This is a genomic window from Streptomyces sp. NPDC021019 (assembly GCF_044333295.1).
Taxonomy (GTDB): Bacteria; Actinomycetota; Actinomycetes; order Streptomycetales; family Streptomycetaceae; genus Streptomyces.
On the sequence record NZ_JBIRQR010000002.1, the window covers coordinates 130,828 to 148,430 of the forward strand.

The 17,603-nt window shown below is 70.9% G+C and carries 16 protein-coding genes; 3 read left to right on the forward strand and 13 right to left on the reverse strand.

Translation table 11 applies throughout. The features are described 5' to 3' along the window. Positions 1 to 3 precede the first annotated feature (3 nt). The 3 genes from zwf to pgl are packed head-to-tail and all read left to right on the forward strand — an operon-like array spanning position 4 to position 3,352. Positions 4 to 1,536: a glucose-6-phosphate dehydrogenase gene (gene zwf / locus ACH4RG_RS11540; protein ID WP_398539435.1), complete on the forward strand. Its 1,533-nt coding sequence runs from the start codon at positions 4 to 6 to the stop codon at positions 1,534 to 1,536. Continuing rightward, positions 1,533 to 2,573 (forward strand): glucose-6-phosphate dehydrogenase assembly protein OpcA, encoded by a 1,041-nt coding sequence (opcA, locus tag ACH4RG_RS11545; protein WP_397916237.1) that lies wholly within the window; start codon positions 1,533 to 1,535, stop codon positions 2,571 to 2,573. The genes zwf and opcA overlap by 4 nt, the downstream gene beginning before the upstream one ends. Continuing rightward, complete coding sequence (gene pgl, locus ACH4RG_RS11550; RefSeq protein WP_397916238.1) at positions 2,570 to 3,352, forward strand: 6-phosphogluconolactonase; 783 nt, start codon at positions 2,570 to 2,572, stop codon at positions 3,350 to 3,352. The genes opcA and pgl overlap by 4 nt, the downstream gene beginning before the upstream one ends. Before the next feature lie 157 nt (positions 3,353 to 3,509). Here the strand turns inward: pgl and ACH4RG_RS11555 are convergent, their stop codons facing one another. The 13 genes from ACH4RG_RS11555 to uvrC all read right to left on the reverse strand — a co-directional run bounded on the left by ACH4RG_RS11555 (position 3,510) and on the right by uvrC (position 17,566). Beyond that, complete coding sequence (locus ACH4RG_RS11555; RefSeq protein WP_398161023.1) at positions 3,510 to 4,349, reverse strand: poly-gamma-glutamate hydrolase family protein; 840 nt, start codon at positions 4,347 to 4,349, stop codon at positions 3,510 to 3,512. A gap of 57 nt (positions 4,350 to 4,406) precedes the next feature. Continuing rightward, positions 4,407 to 5,927: a PH domain-containing protein gene (locus ACH4RG_RS11560; protein ID WP_397916240.1), complete on the reverse strand. Its 1,521-nt coding sequence runs from the start codon at positions 5,925 to 5,927 to the stop codon at positions 4,407 to 4,409. Continuing rightward, positions 5,924 to 6,430 carry a PH domain-containing protein gene (locus ACH4RG_RS11565; protein ID WP_397930136.1) on the reverse strand — a complete coding sequence of 169 codons (507 nt, stop codon included), beginning with the start codon at positions 6,428 to 6,430 and terminating at the stop codon, positions 5,924 to 5,926. Before ACH4RG_RS11565 ends, ACH4RG_RS11560 begins: the two co-directional genes overlap by 4 nt. Before the next feature lie 4 nt (positions 6,431 to 6,434). Next, positions 6,435 to 8,093, reverse strand: coding sequence for a glucose-6-phosphate isomerase (pgi, locus tag ACH4RG_RS11570; RefSeq protein ID WP_398539436.1), 1,659 nt, complete (start codon positions 8,091 to 8,093; stop codon positions 6,435 to 6,437). Between the two features lie 182 nt (positions 8,094 to 8,275). Beyond that, a complete protein-coding gene (locus tag ACH4RG_RS11575; protein ID WP_006123681.1) occupies positions 8,276 to 8,611 on the reverse strand; it encodes an RNA polymerase-binding protein RbpA in 336 nt (111 codons plus the stop codon). Positions 8,612 to 8,721: 110 nt separating this feature from the next. Further along, entirely contained in the window at positions 8,722 to 8,958 is a 237-nt protein-coding gene (gene secG, locus ACH4RG_RS11580; RefSeq protein ID WP_097868880.1) for a preprotein translocase subunit SecG, read from the reverse strand. A gap of 116 nt (positions 8,959 to 9,074) precedes the next feature. Next, the gene (gene tpiA, locus ACH4RG_RS11585; RefSeq protein WP_397916244.1) at positions 9,075 to 9,851 is read right to left on the reverse strand and encodes a triose-phosphate isomerase; all 777 of its coding nucleotides are present in this window, start codon (positions 9,849 to 9,851) and stop codon (positions 9,075 to 9,077) included. Between the two features lie 6 nt (positions 9,852 to 9,857). Next, positions 9,858 to 11,069, reverse strand: coding sequence for a phosphoglycerate kinase (locus ACH4RG_RS11590; RefSeq protein WP_397916245.1), 1,212 nt, complete (start codon positions 11,067 to 11,069; stop codon positions 9,858 to 9,860). Between the two features lie 188 nt (positions 11,070 to 11,257). Next, on the reverse strand, positions 11,258 to 12,268 hold the full coding sequence (gap, locus tag ACH4RG_RS11595) for a type I glyceraldehyde-3-phosphate dehydrogenase (protein WP_397916246.1): 1,011 nt from the start codon (positions 12,266 to 12,268) through the stop codon (positions 11,258 to 11,260). 216 nt (positions 12,269 to 12,484) lie between these two features. After that, positions 12,485 to 13,474, reverse strand: coding sequence for a DNA-binding protein WhiA (gene whiA, locus ACH4RG_RS11600; protein ID WP_397916247.1), 990 nt, complete (start codon positions 13,472 to 13,474; stop codon positions 12,485 to 12,487). After that, positions 13,465 to 14,499: a uridine diphosphate-N-acetylglucosamine-binding protein YvcK gene (yvcK, locus tag ACH4RG_RS11605; protein ID WP_018957626.1), complete on the reverse strand. Its 1,035-nt coding sequence runs from the start codon at positions 14,497 to 14,499 to the stop codon at positions 13,465 to 13,467. The genes whiA and yvcK overlap by 10 nt, the downstream gene beginning before the upstream one ends. Continuing rightward, a complete protein-coding gene (gene rapZ / locus ACH4RG_RS11610; RefSeq protein WP_397916249.1) occupies positions 14,496 to 15,473 on the reverse strand; it encodes an RNase adapter RapZ in 978 nt (325 codons plus the stop codon). Before rapZ ends, yvcK begins: the two co-directional genes overlap by 4 nt. Next, on the reverse strand, positions 15,470 to 17,566 hold the full coding sequence (gene uvrC, locus ACH4RG_RS11615) for an excinuclease ABC subunit UvrC (protein WP_397930132.1): 2,097 nt from the start codon (positions 17,564 to 17,566) through the stop codon (positions 15,470 to 15,472). The genes rapZ and uvrC overlap by 4 nt, the downstream gene beginning before the upstream one ends. Positions 17,567 to 17,603 lie beyond the last annotated feature (37 nt).

Genomic DNA, 17,603 nt, shown 5'->3' on the forward strand with positions numbered 1-17,603 from the left:
ACTTTGTCTGCTGTTCCCGGAGCCAACCCGCTCCGTGACGCACAGGACCGACGGCTCCCGCGTATCGCGGGGCCGTCGGGCCTGGTCATCTTTGGCGTCACGGGCGATTTGTCCCGTAAAAAGCTGATGCCCGCCGTCTACGACCTGGCCAATCGCGGCCTGCTGCCGCCGGGCTTCTCGCTCATCGGCTTCGCGCGCCGCGACTGGGAGAACGAGGACTTCGCCCAGGTCGTCCACGACGCCGTCAAGGAGCACGCCCGTACGCCGTTCCGCGAGGAGGTCTGGCAGCAGCTCATCCAGGGGATGCGCTTCGTCCAGGGCAACTTCGACGACGACGAGGCGTTCGAGACGCTGAAGTCGACCATCCAGGAGCTCGACAAGGCGCAGGGGACAGGCGGCAACTTCGCCTTCTACCTCTCCGTGCCGCCGAAGTTCTTCCCCAAGGTCGTCCAGCAGCTGAAGAAGCACGGCCTGGCCGACCAGAGCGAGGGCTCCTGGCGGCGTGCCGTCATCGAGAAGCCGTTCGGCCACGACCTGGCCAGCGCGCAGGAGCTCAACCAGCTCGTGCACGCCGTCTTCCCGCCCAACGAGGTCTTCCGGATCGACCACTATCTGGGCAAGGAGACGGTCCAGAACATCCTGGCGCTGCGGTTCGCCAACACGATGTTCGAGCCGATCTGGAACCGGTCCTACGTCGACCACGTACAAATCACGATGGCCGAGGACATCGGCATCGGCGGCCGGGCCGGCTACTACGACGGCATCGGCGCCGCCCGTGACGTCATCCAGAACCACCTGCTCCAGCTGCTGGCGCTGACCGCGATGGAGGAGCCCGGCTCCTTCCACCCGAAGGCCCTGGTCGCCGAGAAGCTCAAGGTCCTCACCGCGGTCGAGCTCCCCGACGACCTCGGCAAGCACACCGTGCGCGCCCAGTACGAGCACGCGTGGCAGGGCGGCCAGGAGGTCCTCGGCTACTGCGAGGAGGAGGGCATCGACCCCAAGTCGACGACCGACACCTACGCGGCGATCAAGCTGACGATCAACAACCGCCGCTGGGCGGGCGTGCCGTTCTACCTCCGCACCGGAAAGCGGCTCGGCCGCCGGGTCACGGAGATCGCGGTCGTCTTCAAGCGCGCGCCCTATCTGCCCTTCGAGTCCGGCGCCACGGAAGAGCTGGGCGGCAACGCGCTGGTCATCCGGGTGCAGCCGGACGAGGGCGTCACCGTGCGCTTCGGCTCCAAGGTGCCCGGCACCTCGATGGAGGTCCGGGACGTGACGATGGACTTCGCGTACGGCGAGTCGTTCACGGAGTCCAGCCCGGAGGCCTACGAGCGGCTCCTTCTGGACGTCCTGCTCGGCGACGCCAACCTCTTCCCGCGCCACCAGGAGGTCGAGCTGTCCTGGAACATCCTCGATCCGATCGAGCAGTACTGGGACAAGCACGGCAAGCCCGCGAAGTACCCGGCCGGCACCTGGGGCCCGGCCGAGGCCGACGAGATGCTCGCACGCGACGGACGGAGCTGGAGGCGGCCATGAAGATCGATCTCACGGAAACCACGTCCAGCAAGATCAACCAGGCGCTGGTGTCGGCCCGCCGGGCCATCGGCACCCCTGCCATCGGCATGGTGCTCACGCTGGTCATCGTCACCGACGAGGAGAACGCGTACGACGCGCTCAAGTCGGCCGGCGACGCCTCCCGCGAGCACCCCTCGCGGATCATCGCGGTGATCAAGCGGGTCAGCCGCTCACCGCGGGCCCGCCGGGACGCCCGGCTCGACGCCGAGGTCCGGGTCGGTTCCGACGCGGGCACCGGCGAGACCGTCGTCCTGCGTCTGCACGGCGAACTGGCCAACCACGCCCAGTCGGTGGTCCTTCCGCTGCTGCTGCCGGACGCCCCGGTCGTGGTGTGGTGGCCCGAGGGTGCGCCCTCCGACCCGGCGAAGGACCCGCTGGGGGCCCTCGCGCAGCGCCGGATCACCGATACCTACTCGGCCGAGCGCCCGATCGAAGCGCTGGCGGTACGGGCGGCGACGTACAGCCCGGGCGACACCGACCTGGCGTGGACGCGGATCACTCCGTGGCGTTCCATGCTGGCCGCGTCGCTGGATCAGCAGCCCGCCGAGGTGATCGCGGCGACCGTCGAGGGCGAGAGCGACAACCCGAGCTGCGAGCTGCTCGCCATGTGGCTCGCGGACCGGCTCGACGTCCCGGTGGAGCGCATGGTCTCCGAGGGCCCCGGCCTCACGGCGGTCCGGATGGAGACGAAGAACGGCGTCATCGTCCTCGACCGCGCCGACGGCACGCTGGCCACGCTCTCCATGCACAACCAGCCGGACCGCGGTGTGGCGCTCAAGCGACGCGACACCGCCGAGCTGCTGGCCGAGGAGCTGCGGCGGCTCGACCCGGACAACACCTACGCGTCCGCGGTGAAGTTCGGCGTCGACCGGCTGCACGCGGGCGGCGAGGCCAAGGCCGCGCCGGTCGGGGGCGTCGAGGAGAAGGCGGCCGGGGCCACCGAGGCCAAGGCTCCCGCCGCGAAGAGGCCCCCGGCCAAGAAGGCGGCGTCGAAGTGACGCCTCCCCAACTGGTCGTGCACCGCGACAAGGAGCTGATGGCGCAGGCCGCGGCGGCCCGGCTGATCACGAAGATCGTGGACGCCCAGGCCTCCCGGGGCCACGCCTCGGTGGTGCTGACCGGCGGCCGCAACGGCAACGGCCTGCTGGCCGCGCTCGCCGCCGCGCCCGCCCGGGACGCGATCGACTGGGCGCGCCTGGACCTGTGGTGGGGCGACGAGCGGTTCCTGCCCGAGGGCGACCCGGAGCGCAATGTCACCCAGGCCCGCGAGGCGCTGCTCGACGCGGTGCCACTGGACCCGGCCCGGGTGCACGCGATGCCCGCGTCCGACGGCCCGTACGGCGACGACGCGGACGCGGCGGCAGCCGGTTACGCCGCAGAACTCGCCGCCGCCGCGGGTCCCGAGGACCATGGCGCGGTGCCCGCGTTCGACGTGCTGATGCTGGGCGTCGGCCCGGACACGCATGTGGCCTCGCTCTTCCCGGAGCTGCCCGCGGTACGGGAGACCGAGCGCACCGTCGTCGGTGTGCACGGGGCTCCCAAGCCGCCGCCGGTGCGCGTCTCGCTCACGCTGCCGGCGATCCGCGCGGCCCGCGAGGTGTGGCTGCTGGCGGCGGGCGAGGACAAGGCCGAGGCGGCGGCCATCGCGCTGTCCGGTGCCGGGGAGATCCAGGCCCCGGCGGCGGGCGCGTACGGGCGCGGCCGCACGCTGTGGCTGCTGGACGCGGCGGCGGCCTCTCAGCTGCCGCGCGCACTGTATCCGCAGGCGTCCGCCTGAGCGTTCCGCGCCCCACGGGCCCGGCCCTTCTCCTTCCGGAGCGGGCCGGGCCTTCGGCGTGAAGGTCCGCCGCGGGCCCGTTCTCCGCCCGGTCTTCCCGGACTCCTGGAAAGGCCGAATCCGCGCGACGCCCGCGCGCGACGCGGGGTCCCGGGGGTCAGAGGACGACCTGGTCCGTTCCCTGTTCCAGCTTCGTGATGGCCGCACGGCAGGCGCCGACGAAGCGGTCGAAGACCGGGGTCGTGCTGCCGGCCCGGCCCGCGCGGGTGTTGACGGTGAACATGGCGGCGCGCAGCTCCGTGGTGAGCTCCAGCTGACCGCCCTTGGCGAGCATGGTGCGGTTGACCGGGTTGGCGGGGTTGACCCCGCCCAGGTCGGGCAGCTCGTCGCCGTCGCGCCAGGCGAGGCCGATCGCGTCGAACTCGGCCTTGAGCAGCGTCTTGAAGCGGGTGTTCAGCCCGCCGACGACCACGGCCTGCGGGACGGTGCCCGCCTGCGCCGCCGTACAGCCGTGCAGACTCAGGACGTTGAGGCTGCTCGCCGCCATGGAGAGGGCGACGTGGTCGTCGCAGTTCTTGGAGGTGACGTGCAGGTCCCTGTTGCCGGAGGAGCGCAGCCCCTCGAACATCCAGTAGTCGAACACCCCGTGGCCGTCCGTCAGCGGGGCGAGCGTGGCCGGGTGGTAGCCGGCTATGGCGAGGCAGAGCTCGGAGGTGCCCATCTCGATGCCGCCGCCGTGCAGGGCCATGACGGTGGTCCGGTTGTACGGGAATCTCTGCGGGCCCGAGTGGTCGACGTACTCGTGTCTGCGGTAGCGGCGGGCGAATTCCACACCCTCCTGTCCGGCGAGCTTCCTGTAGAGGTCGGTGTTGGAGGTGTAGATGTCCAGGTCACCGGTGGCGTGGGCGTCGGTCGCGGTGAGCGAGCCCAGCAGCGGACCGCTGACGGCCGCGGTGGCGAGGGCGGTGAGGACCGTACGCCGGCTGGTGGAAGTCATGATCGATATCGTCGCCGACCCGGACCGGGCCGCATAGGAGGCCTTCTGTGCCGTACGTCACGGCCCGGTGCTCCCTGCGCGCTCCAGGAAGGGTTCCAGCAGCCCCGGTACCGCCTCGGCGGCGAAGGCGAGTCCCTCGGCCGCGTCGGCGTCGTGCACCGTGTAGGCACCCCCGCCGGCGGCGGTGGTGGCCGTGATGCTCACCAGTTGGGCCCGCCGCTGGAAGACCGACTGCTTGACCGTCCAGCCGATCACCCCCGCCCGCTCCAGGGCGGCCGTGGAGCGGCGGACCGTGCCGGAGCGGGTGACCAGGTAGCGCCCGGAGAGCCCATGACCGAGGCCCCGGTAGGCGTCCAGGGCGAGCGCCACCGCCACGGGTCCCAGAACCACCGTGCAGCCGAGCGCGATCCACAGCAGCACGGGCGTGAGCAGCACCCCGAGGACGGTCAGGACCAGGACCGGGCCGAGGACCGCGGCGAGCGACCAGCGCAGCCGGCGGCCCCGGGCGGCGCGCGGGTGCGGGGTGAGGGCCGCGCCGGTCGGCGTGACCGCCTCGCGCAGCACGTCGGCGGCGACGGTGTCGGCCCGGCTGCGGGGCACGGTCGGGAGCAGGGTGTTGTGGTCGGCGTTCTTGGCCTCGTTGTCCTTGGCCAGGCCGGTGGTGATGGCGTCCAGCCGGGCCGCGCCGAGCAGCCGTACGCCCAGCGGCTCGACCAGGTCGACGCCGCGCAGCCGGGCCTCCTCGACGGAGATGGACCGGGAGGTGAACAGCCCGCGCCGCACCCGTAGTGTGCCGCCCGGCTCGCGCTCCAGGCGGTAGTTCCACCACATCTCGATCCAGAGGCCGAGCGCCCCGACGACGCCGGCGACCAGGGCGGCGAGGACCAGGATGAGGGTCATCCAGAGCAGCGGGGTGTCCCGGAAACGGTCCCCGATCCACTCGATGACGTCGCCCTGGGCTCCGACCCAGTCGCTGACCTGCATCACGGCCCCGGCGGCCGCCCCGCCGAGCGTGGGGGCGACGAAGGAGACCGGTGCGTAGCGGATCCAGCGGGGGTCCAGGACGGCCAGTTCCCCTTCGCGGTGGACGCCGCCGGACGGTGCGGTGGCGGCGCGCTCCAGGAGGAGGCGGCGCAGCCGTTCTCCCTCGGCGCGGGTGACCGGGTCCAGTTCGAGGGTGGATTCGGAGCCCTGTTCGCCGGTGCCGATCCTGACGGTGACCAGGCCCAGGAGGCGGAGCGTCGGATTGGCGGTGAGGTCGACCGTACGGATGCGGCTGCGGGCCAGGGAGCGGCGCTTGACGATCAGGAGGCCGGTGTGGAGGTCGACGCGCTCCTCGCCGATGCGGTAGCGCGTGCGGTGCCAGCGGACCCGGTCGGCGCCCGCCGCGGCCCCGATGATCAGGACCGCGCCGGCGAGCACCTGGAGCACGGCGGCGGTCAGACCGAACCACCGGGTGAGCCCGAGCGTGACGGGGATGGCGGCGCCCGCGACGACCCCCGCCACGACGAGGGCGGTGACCAGGACCGTACGGGGGTCGAGGCGGCGCCAGTCGGCGGGCGGGGCGGCGGTGCTCATGTGGCGTCGCCGGGGGTGTCGCGGGTGATGCGGGTGAGCTGCTGGGCGAGGTCGGCGGCGACCTCGTGGTCCAGGCCCGCGATCCGTACCGCGCCCTTGGCGGAGGCGGTGGTGACCGTGACGGTGGCGAGCCGGAAGAGCTGCTCCAGCGGGCCCCGCACGGTGTCGACGGTCTGGATGCGGGACATCGGGGCGATCCGCCACTCCTGCCAGAAGAACCCGGTGCGGACGTACACCGCGTCCCCGGTGATCTCCCAGCGGTGCGTACGGAACCACCACAGGGGGAGGAGGACGGCGGCCGTCGTGCCCGCCGCGGCCAGGACCGCGGCGGGCAGCAGCAGCCAGAAGCGGGCCGGCTCGATCAGCGCGCCCAGGACCGCGAGCGGCACGACGGGCACCGCCGTCAGCAGCAGCCACTGGGCCCGCCACCAGCCGACGGCGCGCTCGTCCACCGTGTTGCGCGGCGGCCGCAGCACTACCGCCGTCCCCTCCCCCGGTGGCATCGGCTCAGCGCCCGCGCAGTGTGCGGTAGGCGTCGACCAGGGCGGCGGTGGAGCTGTCGAGCTCTCCGGCGTCCGCTCCCCCGTCACCGGTCAGCAGCGGTTCGATCTGCTTGGCGAGGACCTTGCCGAGCTCGACGCCCCACTGGTCGAAGGAGTCGATGTTCCAGACGGCGCCCTGGACGAAGACCTTGTGCTCGTACAGCGCGATGAGCTGGCCGAGGACCGAGGGGGTCAGCTTGTCGGCGAGGATCGTCGTCGTGGGGTGGTTGCCCCGGAACGTCTTGTGCGGGACCAGCTCCTCGGACACCCCTTCCGCCCGGACCTCTTCGGGTGTCTTGCCGAAGGCGAGGGCCTGGGTCTGGGCGAAGAAGTTGGCCATGAGCAGATCGTGCTGGGCGATCAGGCCGGGCAGCAGGTCGTGGACCGGGGCGGCGAAGCCGATGAAGTCCGCCGGGATCAGCTTGGTGCCCTGGTGGATCAACTGGTAGTACGCGTGCTGCCCGTTGGTGCCGGGCGTGCCCCAGACGACCGGTCCGGTCTGCCAGTCCACGGGGTTGCCGTCGCGGTCGACGGACTTGCCGTTGGACTCCATGTCGAGCTGCTGGAGGTACGCGGTGAACTTGGACAGGTAGTGGCTGTACGGCAGTACAGCGTGCGCCTGGGCGTCGAAGAAGTTGCCGTACCAGACACCGAGGAGGCCGAGGAGGAGCGGGGCGTTCTCCTCGGCGGGGGCGGTGCGGAAGTGCTCGTCGACGAGGTGGAAGCCGTCGAGCATCTCGCGGAAGCGGTCCGGGCCGATGGCGACCATCAGCGAGAGGCCGATCGCCGAGTCGTAGCTGTAGCGGCCGCCGACCCAGTCCCAGAACTCGAACATGTTGGCCGTGTCGATGCCGAACTCTGCGACCTTCTCGGCATTGGTCGACAGGGCCACGAAGTGCTGGGCGACGGCGTCCTGACCGGCCTTCAGCTCGGTCAGCAGCCAGTCCCGGGCGGAGGTGGCGTTGGTGATGGTCTCGATCGTCGTGAACGTCTTCGAGGCGATGACGAACAGCGTCTCGGCCGGGTCGAGGTCGCGGACGGCCTCGTGGAGGTCGGCGCCGTCGACGTTGGAGACGAAGCGGAGGGTGAGCGCGCGGTCCGTGAAGGAGCGCAGCACCTCGTACGCCATGGCGGGGCCGAGGTCGGAGCCGCCGATCCCGATGTTGACGATGTTCTTGACGGGCTTGCCGGTGTGGCCGGTCCACTGCCCCGACCGGACCTTCTCGGCGAAGCCGGCCATCTTGTCCAGGACGGCGTGCACGGCGGGTACGACATTCTCCCCGTCGACCTCGATCACCGCGTCGCGCGGGGCGCGGAGCGCGGTGTGCAGGACCGCCCGGTCCTCGGTGGTGTTGATCTTCTCGCCGCGGAACATCGCGTCCCGCAGCTCCGCGACCCCGGTGGCGGCGGCGAGTTCGCGCAGCAGGCGCAGCGTCTCGTCGGTGACCAGGTGTTTGGAGTAGTCGAGGTGGAGGTCGCCGACCCGGAGGGTGTAGGCGGTGCCGCGGTCCGGCTGCCGCGCGAACAGCTCGCGCAGCTGGGGTGCGCCGAGCTCCTCACGGTGCTCGGCGAGAGCCGTCCACTCGGGCTTCTGGTTGAGCTTGGTTCGGCTTGCTGCGTTCATCCCGGATATCAGCCCACTTCTTCTCGTCACTCAGCATCCCCGCTGCCCCTCCAACCTAATTGATCGAGGAGGGCCGCGGCGTGGAGGAGGGCGGTGGCGCGGGGACGCGCTACGGCCGGACACCCGTGGGGTGTCCGGCCGGTGAACGACTGGGCTTCCGGGGAGCCGCGTCGGAGGGAGCCTCAGATCTCGCCGCGGAGTTTGGCCAGCGCCTCGGCGAGGATCGCTTCGCCGTCCTCGTCGCTCCGCCGCTCGCGTACGTACGCCAGGTGCGTCTTGTACGGCTCGGTGCGGGGCGGGTCGGGCGGGCTGTCCTTGTCCTGGCCGGCCGGGAAGCCGCAGCGCGGGCAGTCCCAGGTGTCCGGCACCTGCGCGTCATGGGCGAAGCTCGGCTGCGTCTCGTGCCCGTTCGAGCACCAGAAGGAGATGCGGGCGCGCGGCGCGGACTCGCCTCGCTCCGCCTCCCCCATCGGCCCCGCTCCGACCCGGCTTCCCCGGATCGCGTTGCCACTTGCCACGGTCGTAACTCCCTGCGTGATGGTGCTCGAGCGATGCCCCAGTCTACGTAAGGCCCAACGCGCGTCCAGTGGAAGGAGTCACACCGTCACCGGTATGCGCGGACGACGGGTCAGTTGTCCAGCTTGACGAGCAGACCGAGGACCACGACGCACGCGAACCAGGCCAGGCCGACCACGACGGTGATCCGGTCGAGGTTGCGCTCGGCGACCGAGGAGCCACCGACGGAGGACTGCATTCCGCCACCGAACATGTCGGAGAGGCCACCGCCCTTGCCCTTGTGCATGAGCACCAGCAGCATCAGCAGCAGGCTGAAGACGATCAGAGCGATCTGGAACGCCAAAACCACGGCTGGTCCCTACTTTCCGGAATTCTTGACTACTGCGTGTACGTGCACCGGGGGCCGAAGGGCGACTAGCCCCTCCGGCCCCCGCAAGGGTACGACGGATCCGCGCTACCGCATACTCACTGGTCGCGGAAGCGGACGATCTTGACGAACTCGTCGGCGTCCAGCGCGGCGCCTCCGATGAGGGCGCCGTCCACGTCGGGCTGCGCCATGATGGCCGCGACGTTGCCGGACTTCACCGAGCCGCCGTACTGGATGCGGACGGCGTCGGCCAGCTCCTGGGAGTACAGCTCGGCCAGCCGGCCACGGATCGCGCCGCAGACCTCCTGGGCGTCCTCGGGGGTGGCGACCTCGCCGGTGCCGATGGCCCAGACCGGCTCGTAGGCGATCACGATGGTCTCGGCCTGCTCGGCCGGGATGTCCTTCAGGGCGCCGTCGAGCTGCGCGAGCGTGTAGGAGACCTGGTTACCGGCCTTGCGGATGTCCAGGCCCTCGCCGACGCAGAGGATCGGGGTCAGGCCGTGCTTGTAGGCGGCCTTCACCTTGGCGTTGCAGACCTCGTCGTTCTCGCCGTGGTACTGGCGGCGCTCGCTGTGGCCGACGGCCACGTACGTGCAGCGCAGCTTGGCGAGCATGGGGCCGGAGATCTCACCGGTGTACGCGCCGGAGTCGTGCGCCGAGATGTCCTGGGCGCCGTACTTGATCTTCAGCTTGTCGCCGTCGACCAGGGTCTGCACGGTGCGCAGGTCGGTGAAGGGCGGGAGGACGGCGACCTCGACGTCCTCGTAGTCCTTGTCGGCCAGGGCGAAGGCGAGCTTCTGGACGTGGGCGATGGCCTCGAGGTGGTTGAGGTTCATCTTCCAGTTGCCCGCCATCAGCGGGGTGCGGGTGGTCATGAAAGGTCAGTCCTCCAGTGCGGCGAGGCCGGGAAGCGTCTTGCCCTCGAGGTATTCGAGACTCGCGCCGCCACCGGTCGAAATATGTCCGAAAGCATTCTCGTCGAAGCCCAGGATGCGAACGGCCGCGGCGGAGTCGCCACCGCCGACGACGCTGAAGGCCGACGAGTCGACGAGCGCCTGGGCGACCGCGCGGGTGCCGTCGGCGAAGTCGGGATGTTCGAAGACGCCCATCGGGCCGTTCCAGAAGACGGTGGCCGCGTCGGCGAGCTTCGATGCGTAGAGCTTGTTGGTCTCCGGTCCGTTGTCCAGCCCCATCTGGCCGGCCGGCATGGCGTCGGCGGCGACGGTGGTGGGGTGGGCCGGAGCCTTGGTCTTGAGGTCCGGGAAGGACGGGGCGACCACGACGTCGACGGGGAGGACGAACTCCACACCCTTGTCCTCGGCGCGTCGCAGGTACTCCTGGACGGCCGGGATCTGGTCCTCCTGGAGCAGCGAGCTGCCGACCTCGTGGCCCTGGGCCTTGAGGAAGGTGTACGCCATGCCGCCGCCGATGAGAATGCGGTCGGCCCGCTCCAGCAGGTGGTCGATCACACCGAGCTTGTCGGAGACCTTCGCGCCGCCGAGGACGACCGCGTACGGCCGCTTGACGTCGGTGGTGAGCTTCTTCAGGACGCCGACCTCGGTGGCGATGAGGTAGCCCGCGTAGTGCGGGAGCCGGGCCGGGAGGTCGAAGACCGAGGCGTGCTTGCGGTGCACGGCGCCGAAGCCGTCGCCCACGTAGAGGTCCGCGAGCCCGGCCAGCTGATCGGCGAAGGCGCCGCGCTCGGCGTCGTCCTTGGACGTCTCGCCGGCGTTGAAGCGGAGGTTCTCGACGACCGCGACCTGGCCGTCGGCGAGGCCGGCGACCGCGGCGCGGGCGGACTCGCCGACCGTGTCGGTGGCGAAGGCGACCTCGGCTCCGAGGATTTCACCCAGGCGAGCGGCGGCGGGAGCCAGCGAGAAGGCCGGGTCCGGGGCGCCCTTGGGGCGGCCGAGGTGCGAGGCGACGACGACGCGCGCGCCGGCCTCGGCGAGCTTGGCGACCGTCGGGACGACGGCGCGGATACGGCCGTCGTCGGTGATCGTGGTGCCGTCCAGCGGCACGTTGAGGTCGGCACGGACGAATACCCGCTTGCCCGCGACCCCTTCGGCGAGAAGTTCGTCGATCGTCTTCATCTGTTCCGTTCACTCCTTGGAAGGACCGATGAGCATGCTAGGCCGTGTCGACAATCCGCCGTCGTCCGGCCGCGGGCCGGGCCGCGCGGCAGGGGGAAGTTCGTCGACACGGCCTAGGGGCTCGACCCGCGCTTCTTTGCGCCGGTCGAGCCCCTTCGCTCACATCGATGTGCCTGCCGACCCGAGGATCAGAGCTGCTCGCCGACGAAGACCGTGAGGTCGACGAGGCGGTTGGAGTAGCCCCACTCGTTGTCGTACCAGCCGAGGATCTTCACCGTGCTGCCCTCCTGGACCATGGTCAGGGAGGAGTCGAAGGTGCAGGACGACGGGTCGCCGACGATGTCCGAGGAGACGATCGGGTCCTCGGTGTACGTCAGGAAGCCCTTGAGGGCGCCGTCGTCGGAGGCCTTCTTGAACGCGGCGTTGACCTCGTCCTTGGTGACCTCGCGCTGGAGGGTGACGACCAGGTCGGTGGCGGAGCCGGTCGGGACCGGGACGCGCATCGCGATGCCGTCGAGCTTGCCCTTGAGCTGCGGGAGGACCAGGGCCGTGGCCTTGGCGGCGCCGGTGGTGGTGGGGATGATGTTCTCGGCGGCGGCGCGGGCGCGACGCAGGTCCGAGTGCGGGAAGTCCAGGATCCGCTGGTCGTTGGTGTACGCGTGGACCGTCGTCATCAGGCCCTTGACGATGCCGAAGTTCTCGTCGAGAACCTTGGCCATCGGCGCCACACAGTTGGTGGTGCAGGAGGCATTGGAGATGACGTGGTGGTTGGCCGCGTCGTACTTGTCCTGGTTGACGCCCATCACGATGGTGATGTCCTCGTCCTTGGCCGGAGCCGAGATGAGGACCTTCTTGGCGCCGCCCGCGATGTGCTTCTCGGCGTCGGCCTTCTTGGTGAAGATGCCGGTCGACTCGATGACGATGTCGACGCCCAGCTCACCCCAGGGGATGTCGGCCGGGTTGCGCTCGGAGAGCACCTTGACGGTGTGACCATCGACGGTGATGGTGTTGGCGGTGTGGCTGACCTCTGCCTTGAGACGACCCAGAATGGTGTCGTACTTCAGCAGGTGGGCCGTGGTCGCAGTGTCACCCAGGTCGTTGACAGCCACGATCTCGATGTCCGCACCCTGCTCCAGCAGAGCGCGGAAGTAGTTGCGGCCGATGCGGCCGAAGCCGTTGATGCCTACGCGGATCGTCACGAACCGATCTCCTCGTTAGGTACGCCGGTTTTCGACGCCGGCGAGTTGTATAGGGATGTCCCCGACCGCTTCCGACCCTACCTCTCCGAGGGCCCGGGGGTGACATCGAGAGGGCCTCCGCACGCCACCGGATACGACCGGAGATCCGTACTCGCCAGTAGGAGTACGGACCTCCGTTTCGCCCCCGGGGGCCAACGTCCCCTGCCCGTCGACGAGTCAGCCGACCAGGCCGTCGGCGAGCTCCTCGCTGAGGGTCGAGTCGGTTCCCGGGATGCCCAGATCCTGGGCCCGCTTGTCGGCCATCGCCAGCAGCCGGCGGATCCGTCCGGCGACCGCGTCCTTGGTCAGCGGCGGGTCGGCGAGCGCGCCCAGCTCCTCCAGGGAGGCCTGCTTGTGCTCCATGCGGAGCCGTCCCGCGGCGGCCAGGTGCTCGGGGACCTCCTCGCCGAGGATCTCCAGCGCGCGCCCCACCCGGGCCCCGGCGGCGACCGCGGCACGGGCCGAGCGGCGCAGGTTCGCGTCGTCGAAGTTGGCGAGCCGGTTGGCCGTGGCGCGGACCTCGCGCCGCATCCGGCGCTCCTCCCAGGCGAGCACGGCGTCGTGCGCGCCGAGCCGGGTCAGCAGGGCGCCGATCGCGTCGCCGTCGCGGACGACCACACGGTCCACACCGCGCACCTCGCGGGCCTTGGCCGCGATGGAGAGCCGGCGCGCCGCCCCGACCAGGGCGAGGGCCGCCTCCGGCCCCGGGCAGGTGACCTCCAGCGAGGAGGAGCGGCCGGGCTCGGTGAGCGAACCATGGGCGAGGAAGGCTCCGCGCCAGGCCGCCTCGGCGTCGCAGGTGGCCCCCGAGACCACCTGCGGGGGCAGCCCGCGGATCGGACGGCCGCGGCCGTCCACGAGACCGGTCTGGCGGGCCAGCTGGTCGCCGCCCGCCACCACCCGTACGACGAAGCGCGAGCCGCGGCGCAGTCCGCCGGGGGCCATCACGATCAGCTCCGAGCTGTGCCCGAAGATCTCCAGGATGTCGCGCTTGAGGCGGCGGGCGGCGTTGCCGGTGTCCAGCTCCGCCTCGATCACAATCCGCCCGCTCACCAGGTGCAGGCCGCCCGCGAACCGAAGAATCGCCGAGACCTCTGCTTTCCTGCAGCAGGTCCGGGTGACGGGAAGATGAGAGATTTCGTTCTTCACCGCTGGCGTCATCGCCATGGGCCGATCCTTCCATGCATCCGAAAAATACGGTCGTACGCGGCGGCCAACAGCTCCTGATCATGGACCGGAACGCCGTCGGGCGATGCCACCGGCGCCAGCTCGACCGCGGCTCCGAGCCGTAGTGCGGCATCGGCGAGTGACTCACGGTCGGGCACGGCGGCCTCATCGGCCAGCACCACGTCCAAGGCGAGTTTAGGGGCGTGTCGCCCCAAAACCTCCAAATGACGCTGCGGTGAGAAGCCTTCTGTTTCACCGGGCTGGGGGGCGAGGTTCAGCGAGAGGACCTTGCGGGCCTTCGTGGTGACCAGCGCGTCGAGCAGTTCCGGCACGAGCAGGTGCGGGATCACCGAGGAGAACCAGGAGCCGGGGCCGAGCACCACCCAGTCGGCGTCCAGGACCGCTTCCACGGCTTCCGGGACGGCCGGCGGGTCGGGCGGGACCACGTGCACGGACTGCACCTCGCCGGGGGTGAGCGCCACCGTGGCCTGGCCGCGCACGGTGACGATCGCGTCGGGCAGGTCGGGGTCGTGGCCCTTGACCAGCGCCTGGAGCTCCAGCGGGACGGCCGACATCGGCAGCACCCGCCCGTGCGCGCCGAGCAGCTTGCCGACCAGGTCGAGCGCCTGTACGTGGTCGCCGAGCTGCTCCCAGAGGGCCACGATCAGCAGATTGCCGACCGCGTGCTCGTGGAGGTCGCCCTTGGACTCGAAGCGGTGCTGGATGACCTGGGACCAGGTGCGGCCCCAGTCGTCGTCGCCGCAGAGCGCGGCGAGCGCCTTGCGCAGGTCGCCGGGGGGCAGCACGCCGAGCTCCTCGCGCAGCCGGCCGCTGGAGCCGCCGTCGTCGGCGACGGTGACCACGGCCGTGAGGTCGCCGGTGATCCGGCGCAGCGCCGCCAGGGACGCCGAGAGACCCATGCCGCCGCCGAGCGCGACGACCTTGGGCTGAGCACCGCGCTTGCGACCGGAGAGCGCCGAGGTGGCGCGGCTCAGGCGTCGCATCCGCAGGTTGCGTCCGGTCACTCTCGCCCCATGTCGCGGTGGACGAGGACGGTCTCGACGCCTTCGGCGGCGAGGCGGGCCGAGAGCTTCTCCGACATGGCGACGGAGCGGTGCTTGCCGCCGGTGCAGCCCACGGCGATGGTCACGTACCGCTTGCCCTCGCGGCGGTAGCCGGCGGCGATCAGCTGGAGCAGCTCGGTGTACTGGTTGAGGAACTCCTTGGCGCCCGGCTGGTCGAAGACGTAGTCGGACACCTCCTCGTTGACGCCGGTGAAGGGGCGCAGCTCGGGGACCCAGTGCGGGTTGGGCAGGAAGCGGCAGTCGACGACCAGGTCGGCGTCGACGGGCAGGCCGTACTTGTAGCCGAAGGACATCACCGTGGCCCGCAGCTCCGGCTCCGACTCGCCCGCGAACTGGGCGTCCATCTTGGCCCGCAGCTCGTGCACGTTGAGGCTGGAGGTGTCGATGACCAGGTCGGCGTCGCCGCGCAGCTCGCGCAGCAGGTCGCGCTCGGCGGCGATGCCGTCGACGATGCGGCCGTCGCCCTGGAGGGGGTGCGGGCGGCGGACGGACTCGAAGCGGCGCACGAGGGCGTCGTCGGAGGACTCCAGGAAGACGATCCGCCGGGTGACGTGCTTGGCCTCCAGGTCCGCGAGGGATTCGCGGAGGTTGTCGAAGAAGCGCCGGCCGCGCACGTCGACGACGACGGCGATCCGGGCCACGTTGCCCTGCGAGCGGGCGCCGAGCTCCACCATGGTGGGGATCAGCGCGGGCGGCAGGTTGTCGACGACGAACCAGCCGAGGTCCTCAAGACACTTGGCGGCGGTGCTGCGGCCGGCGCCCGACATCCCGGAGATGATCACCAGCTCGGGGATGGCCGCCTCACCCGTCTCGTTCGGGGCGTTCGTACTCACGTCTGCTGCTCCGTCTGCTCGGTCGGTGTCGATGTCGGTGTCTGCGGTGTTCTGTGCGGTCTCGTGGCTGTTCTCGGTCATGAGCTGCCCCCGTCGTCCTCTTCGATGATCTCTCCTGTGGCCGTGTTCACGGCAGGTGCCGCGGGAGTGGTCGAGGCGAGGGCTGCGGCCACCGATTCGGCCGTCCTTCGCCCTATCCCGGGGACCTCGCAGATCTCGTCGATTGTCGCCTGCCTGAGCTTCTTCACCGATCCGAAATGCTTGATGAGGGCCTGCTTGCGGGTCTCGCCGAGGCCGGTCACGTCGTCGAGGGGGCTGCTGCGGATGCGCTTGGCGCGTTTGGCGCGCTGGTAGGTGATGGCGAAGCGGTGGGCCTCGTCCCGGATGCGCTGGAGGAGGTAGAGGCCCTCGCTGGAGCGGGGCAGGACGACGGGGTCGTCGTCATCGGGGAGCCAGACCTCTTCCAGGCGCTTGGCGAGGCCGCAGACCGCGATGTCGTCGATGCCCAGCTCGTCCAGGGCGCGCTTGGCTGCGGCCACCTGGGGCTGCCCGCCGTCGACGACGACGAGCTGCGGCGGGTAGGCGAACCGCTTCGGGCGGCCGTCGTCCTCCCGGGGCTCGGGCTCGTCGTCCGGGGAGGCGGCGGTGAGGTCCGGGGCGGGAACGGGGCCGGTGGCGGCGGGGACCGGCGCGGGGGCCGGGGCGCTGGGGGCGGGGGCGCCGGGGGCGGGGCCTGTGGCGGCCTCCGGCGTCTCCTCCCACTCCCCCGTGCGTTCCTTGTCCTGGAGGTAGCGCTTGAAGCGTCGGCCGATCACCTCGTGCATCGAGCGGACGTCGTCCTGGCCCTCGAATCCCTTGATCTGGAAGCGACGGTACTCGCTCTTGCGGGCGAGGCCGTCCTCGAAGACGACCATGGAGGCCACCACGTCGTCGCCCTGGAGGTGGGAGATGTCGTAGCACTCGATGCGCAGCGGCGCGGTGTCCAGGCCCAGCGCCTCGGCGATCTCCTCCAGGGCGCGGGAGCGGGTGGTCAGGTCGGAGGCGCGCTTGGTCTTGTGCAGCCCGAGCGCCTGCTGGGCGTTGCGCTGGACGGTGACCATGAGGTCCTTCTTGTCGCCCCGCTGCGGGATGCGCAGACTGACCTGGGAGCCCCGGCGCTCGGCGAGCCACTGGGAGACCGCTTCGGCGTCCTCGGGCAGGGCGGGGACCAGGACCTCCTTGGGGACGGCGTCGCCGCGCTCCTCCCCGTACAGCTGCTGGAGGGCGTGCTCGACGAGGCCGGAGGTGTCGACCGCCTCGACCTTGTCGGTGACCCAGCCGCGCTGGCCGCGCACCCGGCCGCCGCGCACGTGGAAGATCTGGAGGGCGGCCTCCAGCTCGTCCTCGGCGACGGCGATCAGGTCGGCGTCGGTGGCGTCGGCGAGGACGACGGCGCTCTTCTCCATGGCGCGCTTGAGGGCCTCGGCGTCGTCGCGGAGGCGGGCCGCCCGCTCGTACTCCATCTCCTCGGCCGCCTGCATCATGTCCTTCTCCAGGCGACGGATGTACGTGCCCGTGCGGCCGGCCATGAAGTCGCAGAAGTCCTCGGCCAGCTCCTGGTGTTCCTCGGGGGTGACCCGGCCGACGCAGGGGGCCGAGCACTTGCCGATGTACCCCAGCAGGCAGGGGCGGCCGGTGCGCGCGGCGTTCTTGAAGACCCCGGCGGAGCAGGTGCGGACGGGGAAGACGCGCAGCATCAGGTCGACCGTCTCGCGGATCGCCCAGGCGTGGCCGTACGGACCGAAGTAGCGCACGCCCTTCTTCTTGGCGCCGCGCATGACCTGGACGCGGGGGAACTCCTCGTTGAGCGTGACCGCGAGGTAGGGATAGCTCTTGTCGTCCCGGTACTTGACGTTGAACCGGGGGTCGAACTCCTTGATCCAGGAATACTCCAGCTGGAGCGCCTCGACCTCGGTGGAGACGACCGTCCACTCGACGGAGGCGGCGGTGGTGACCATCGTGCGCGTCCGCGGATGGAGGCCCGCCAGGTCCTGGAAGTAGTTGGCCACGCGCTGGCGCAGGTTCTTGGCCTTCCCGACGTAGATCACCCGGCGGTGCTCGTCGCGGAATTTGTAGACCCCCGGGGAGTCGGGGATCTGTCCCGGCCTGGGGCGGTAGCTGGAGGGGTCTGCCATGTCTCACACCCTACTTGCGGGCAGGGACAGCGCGTCG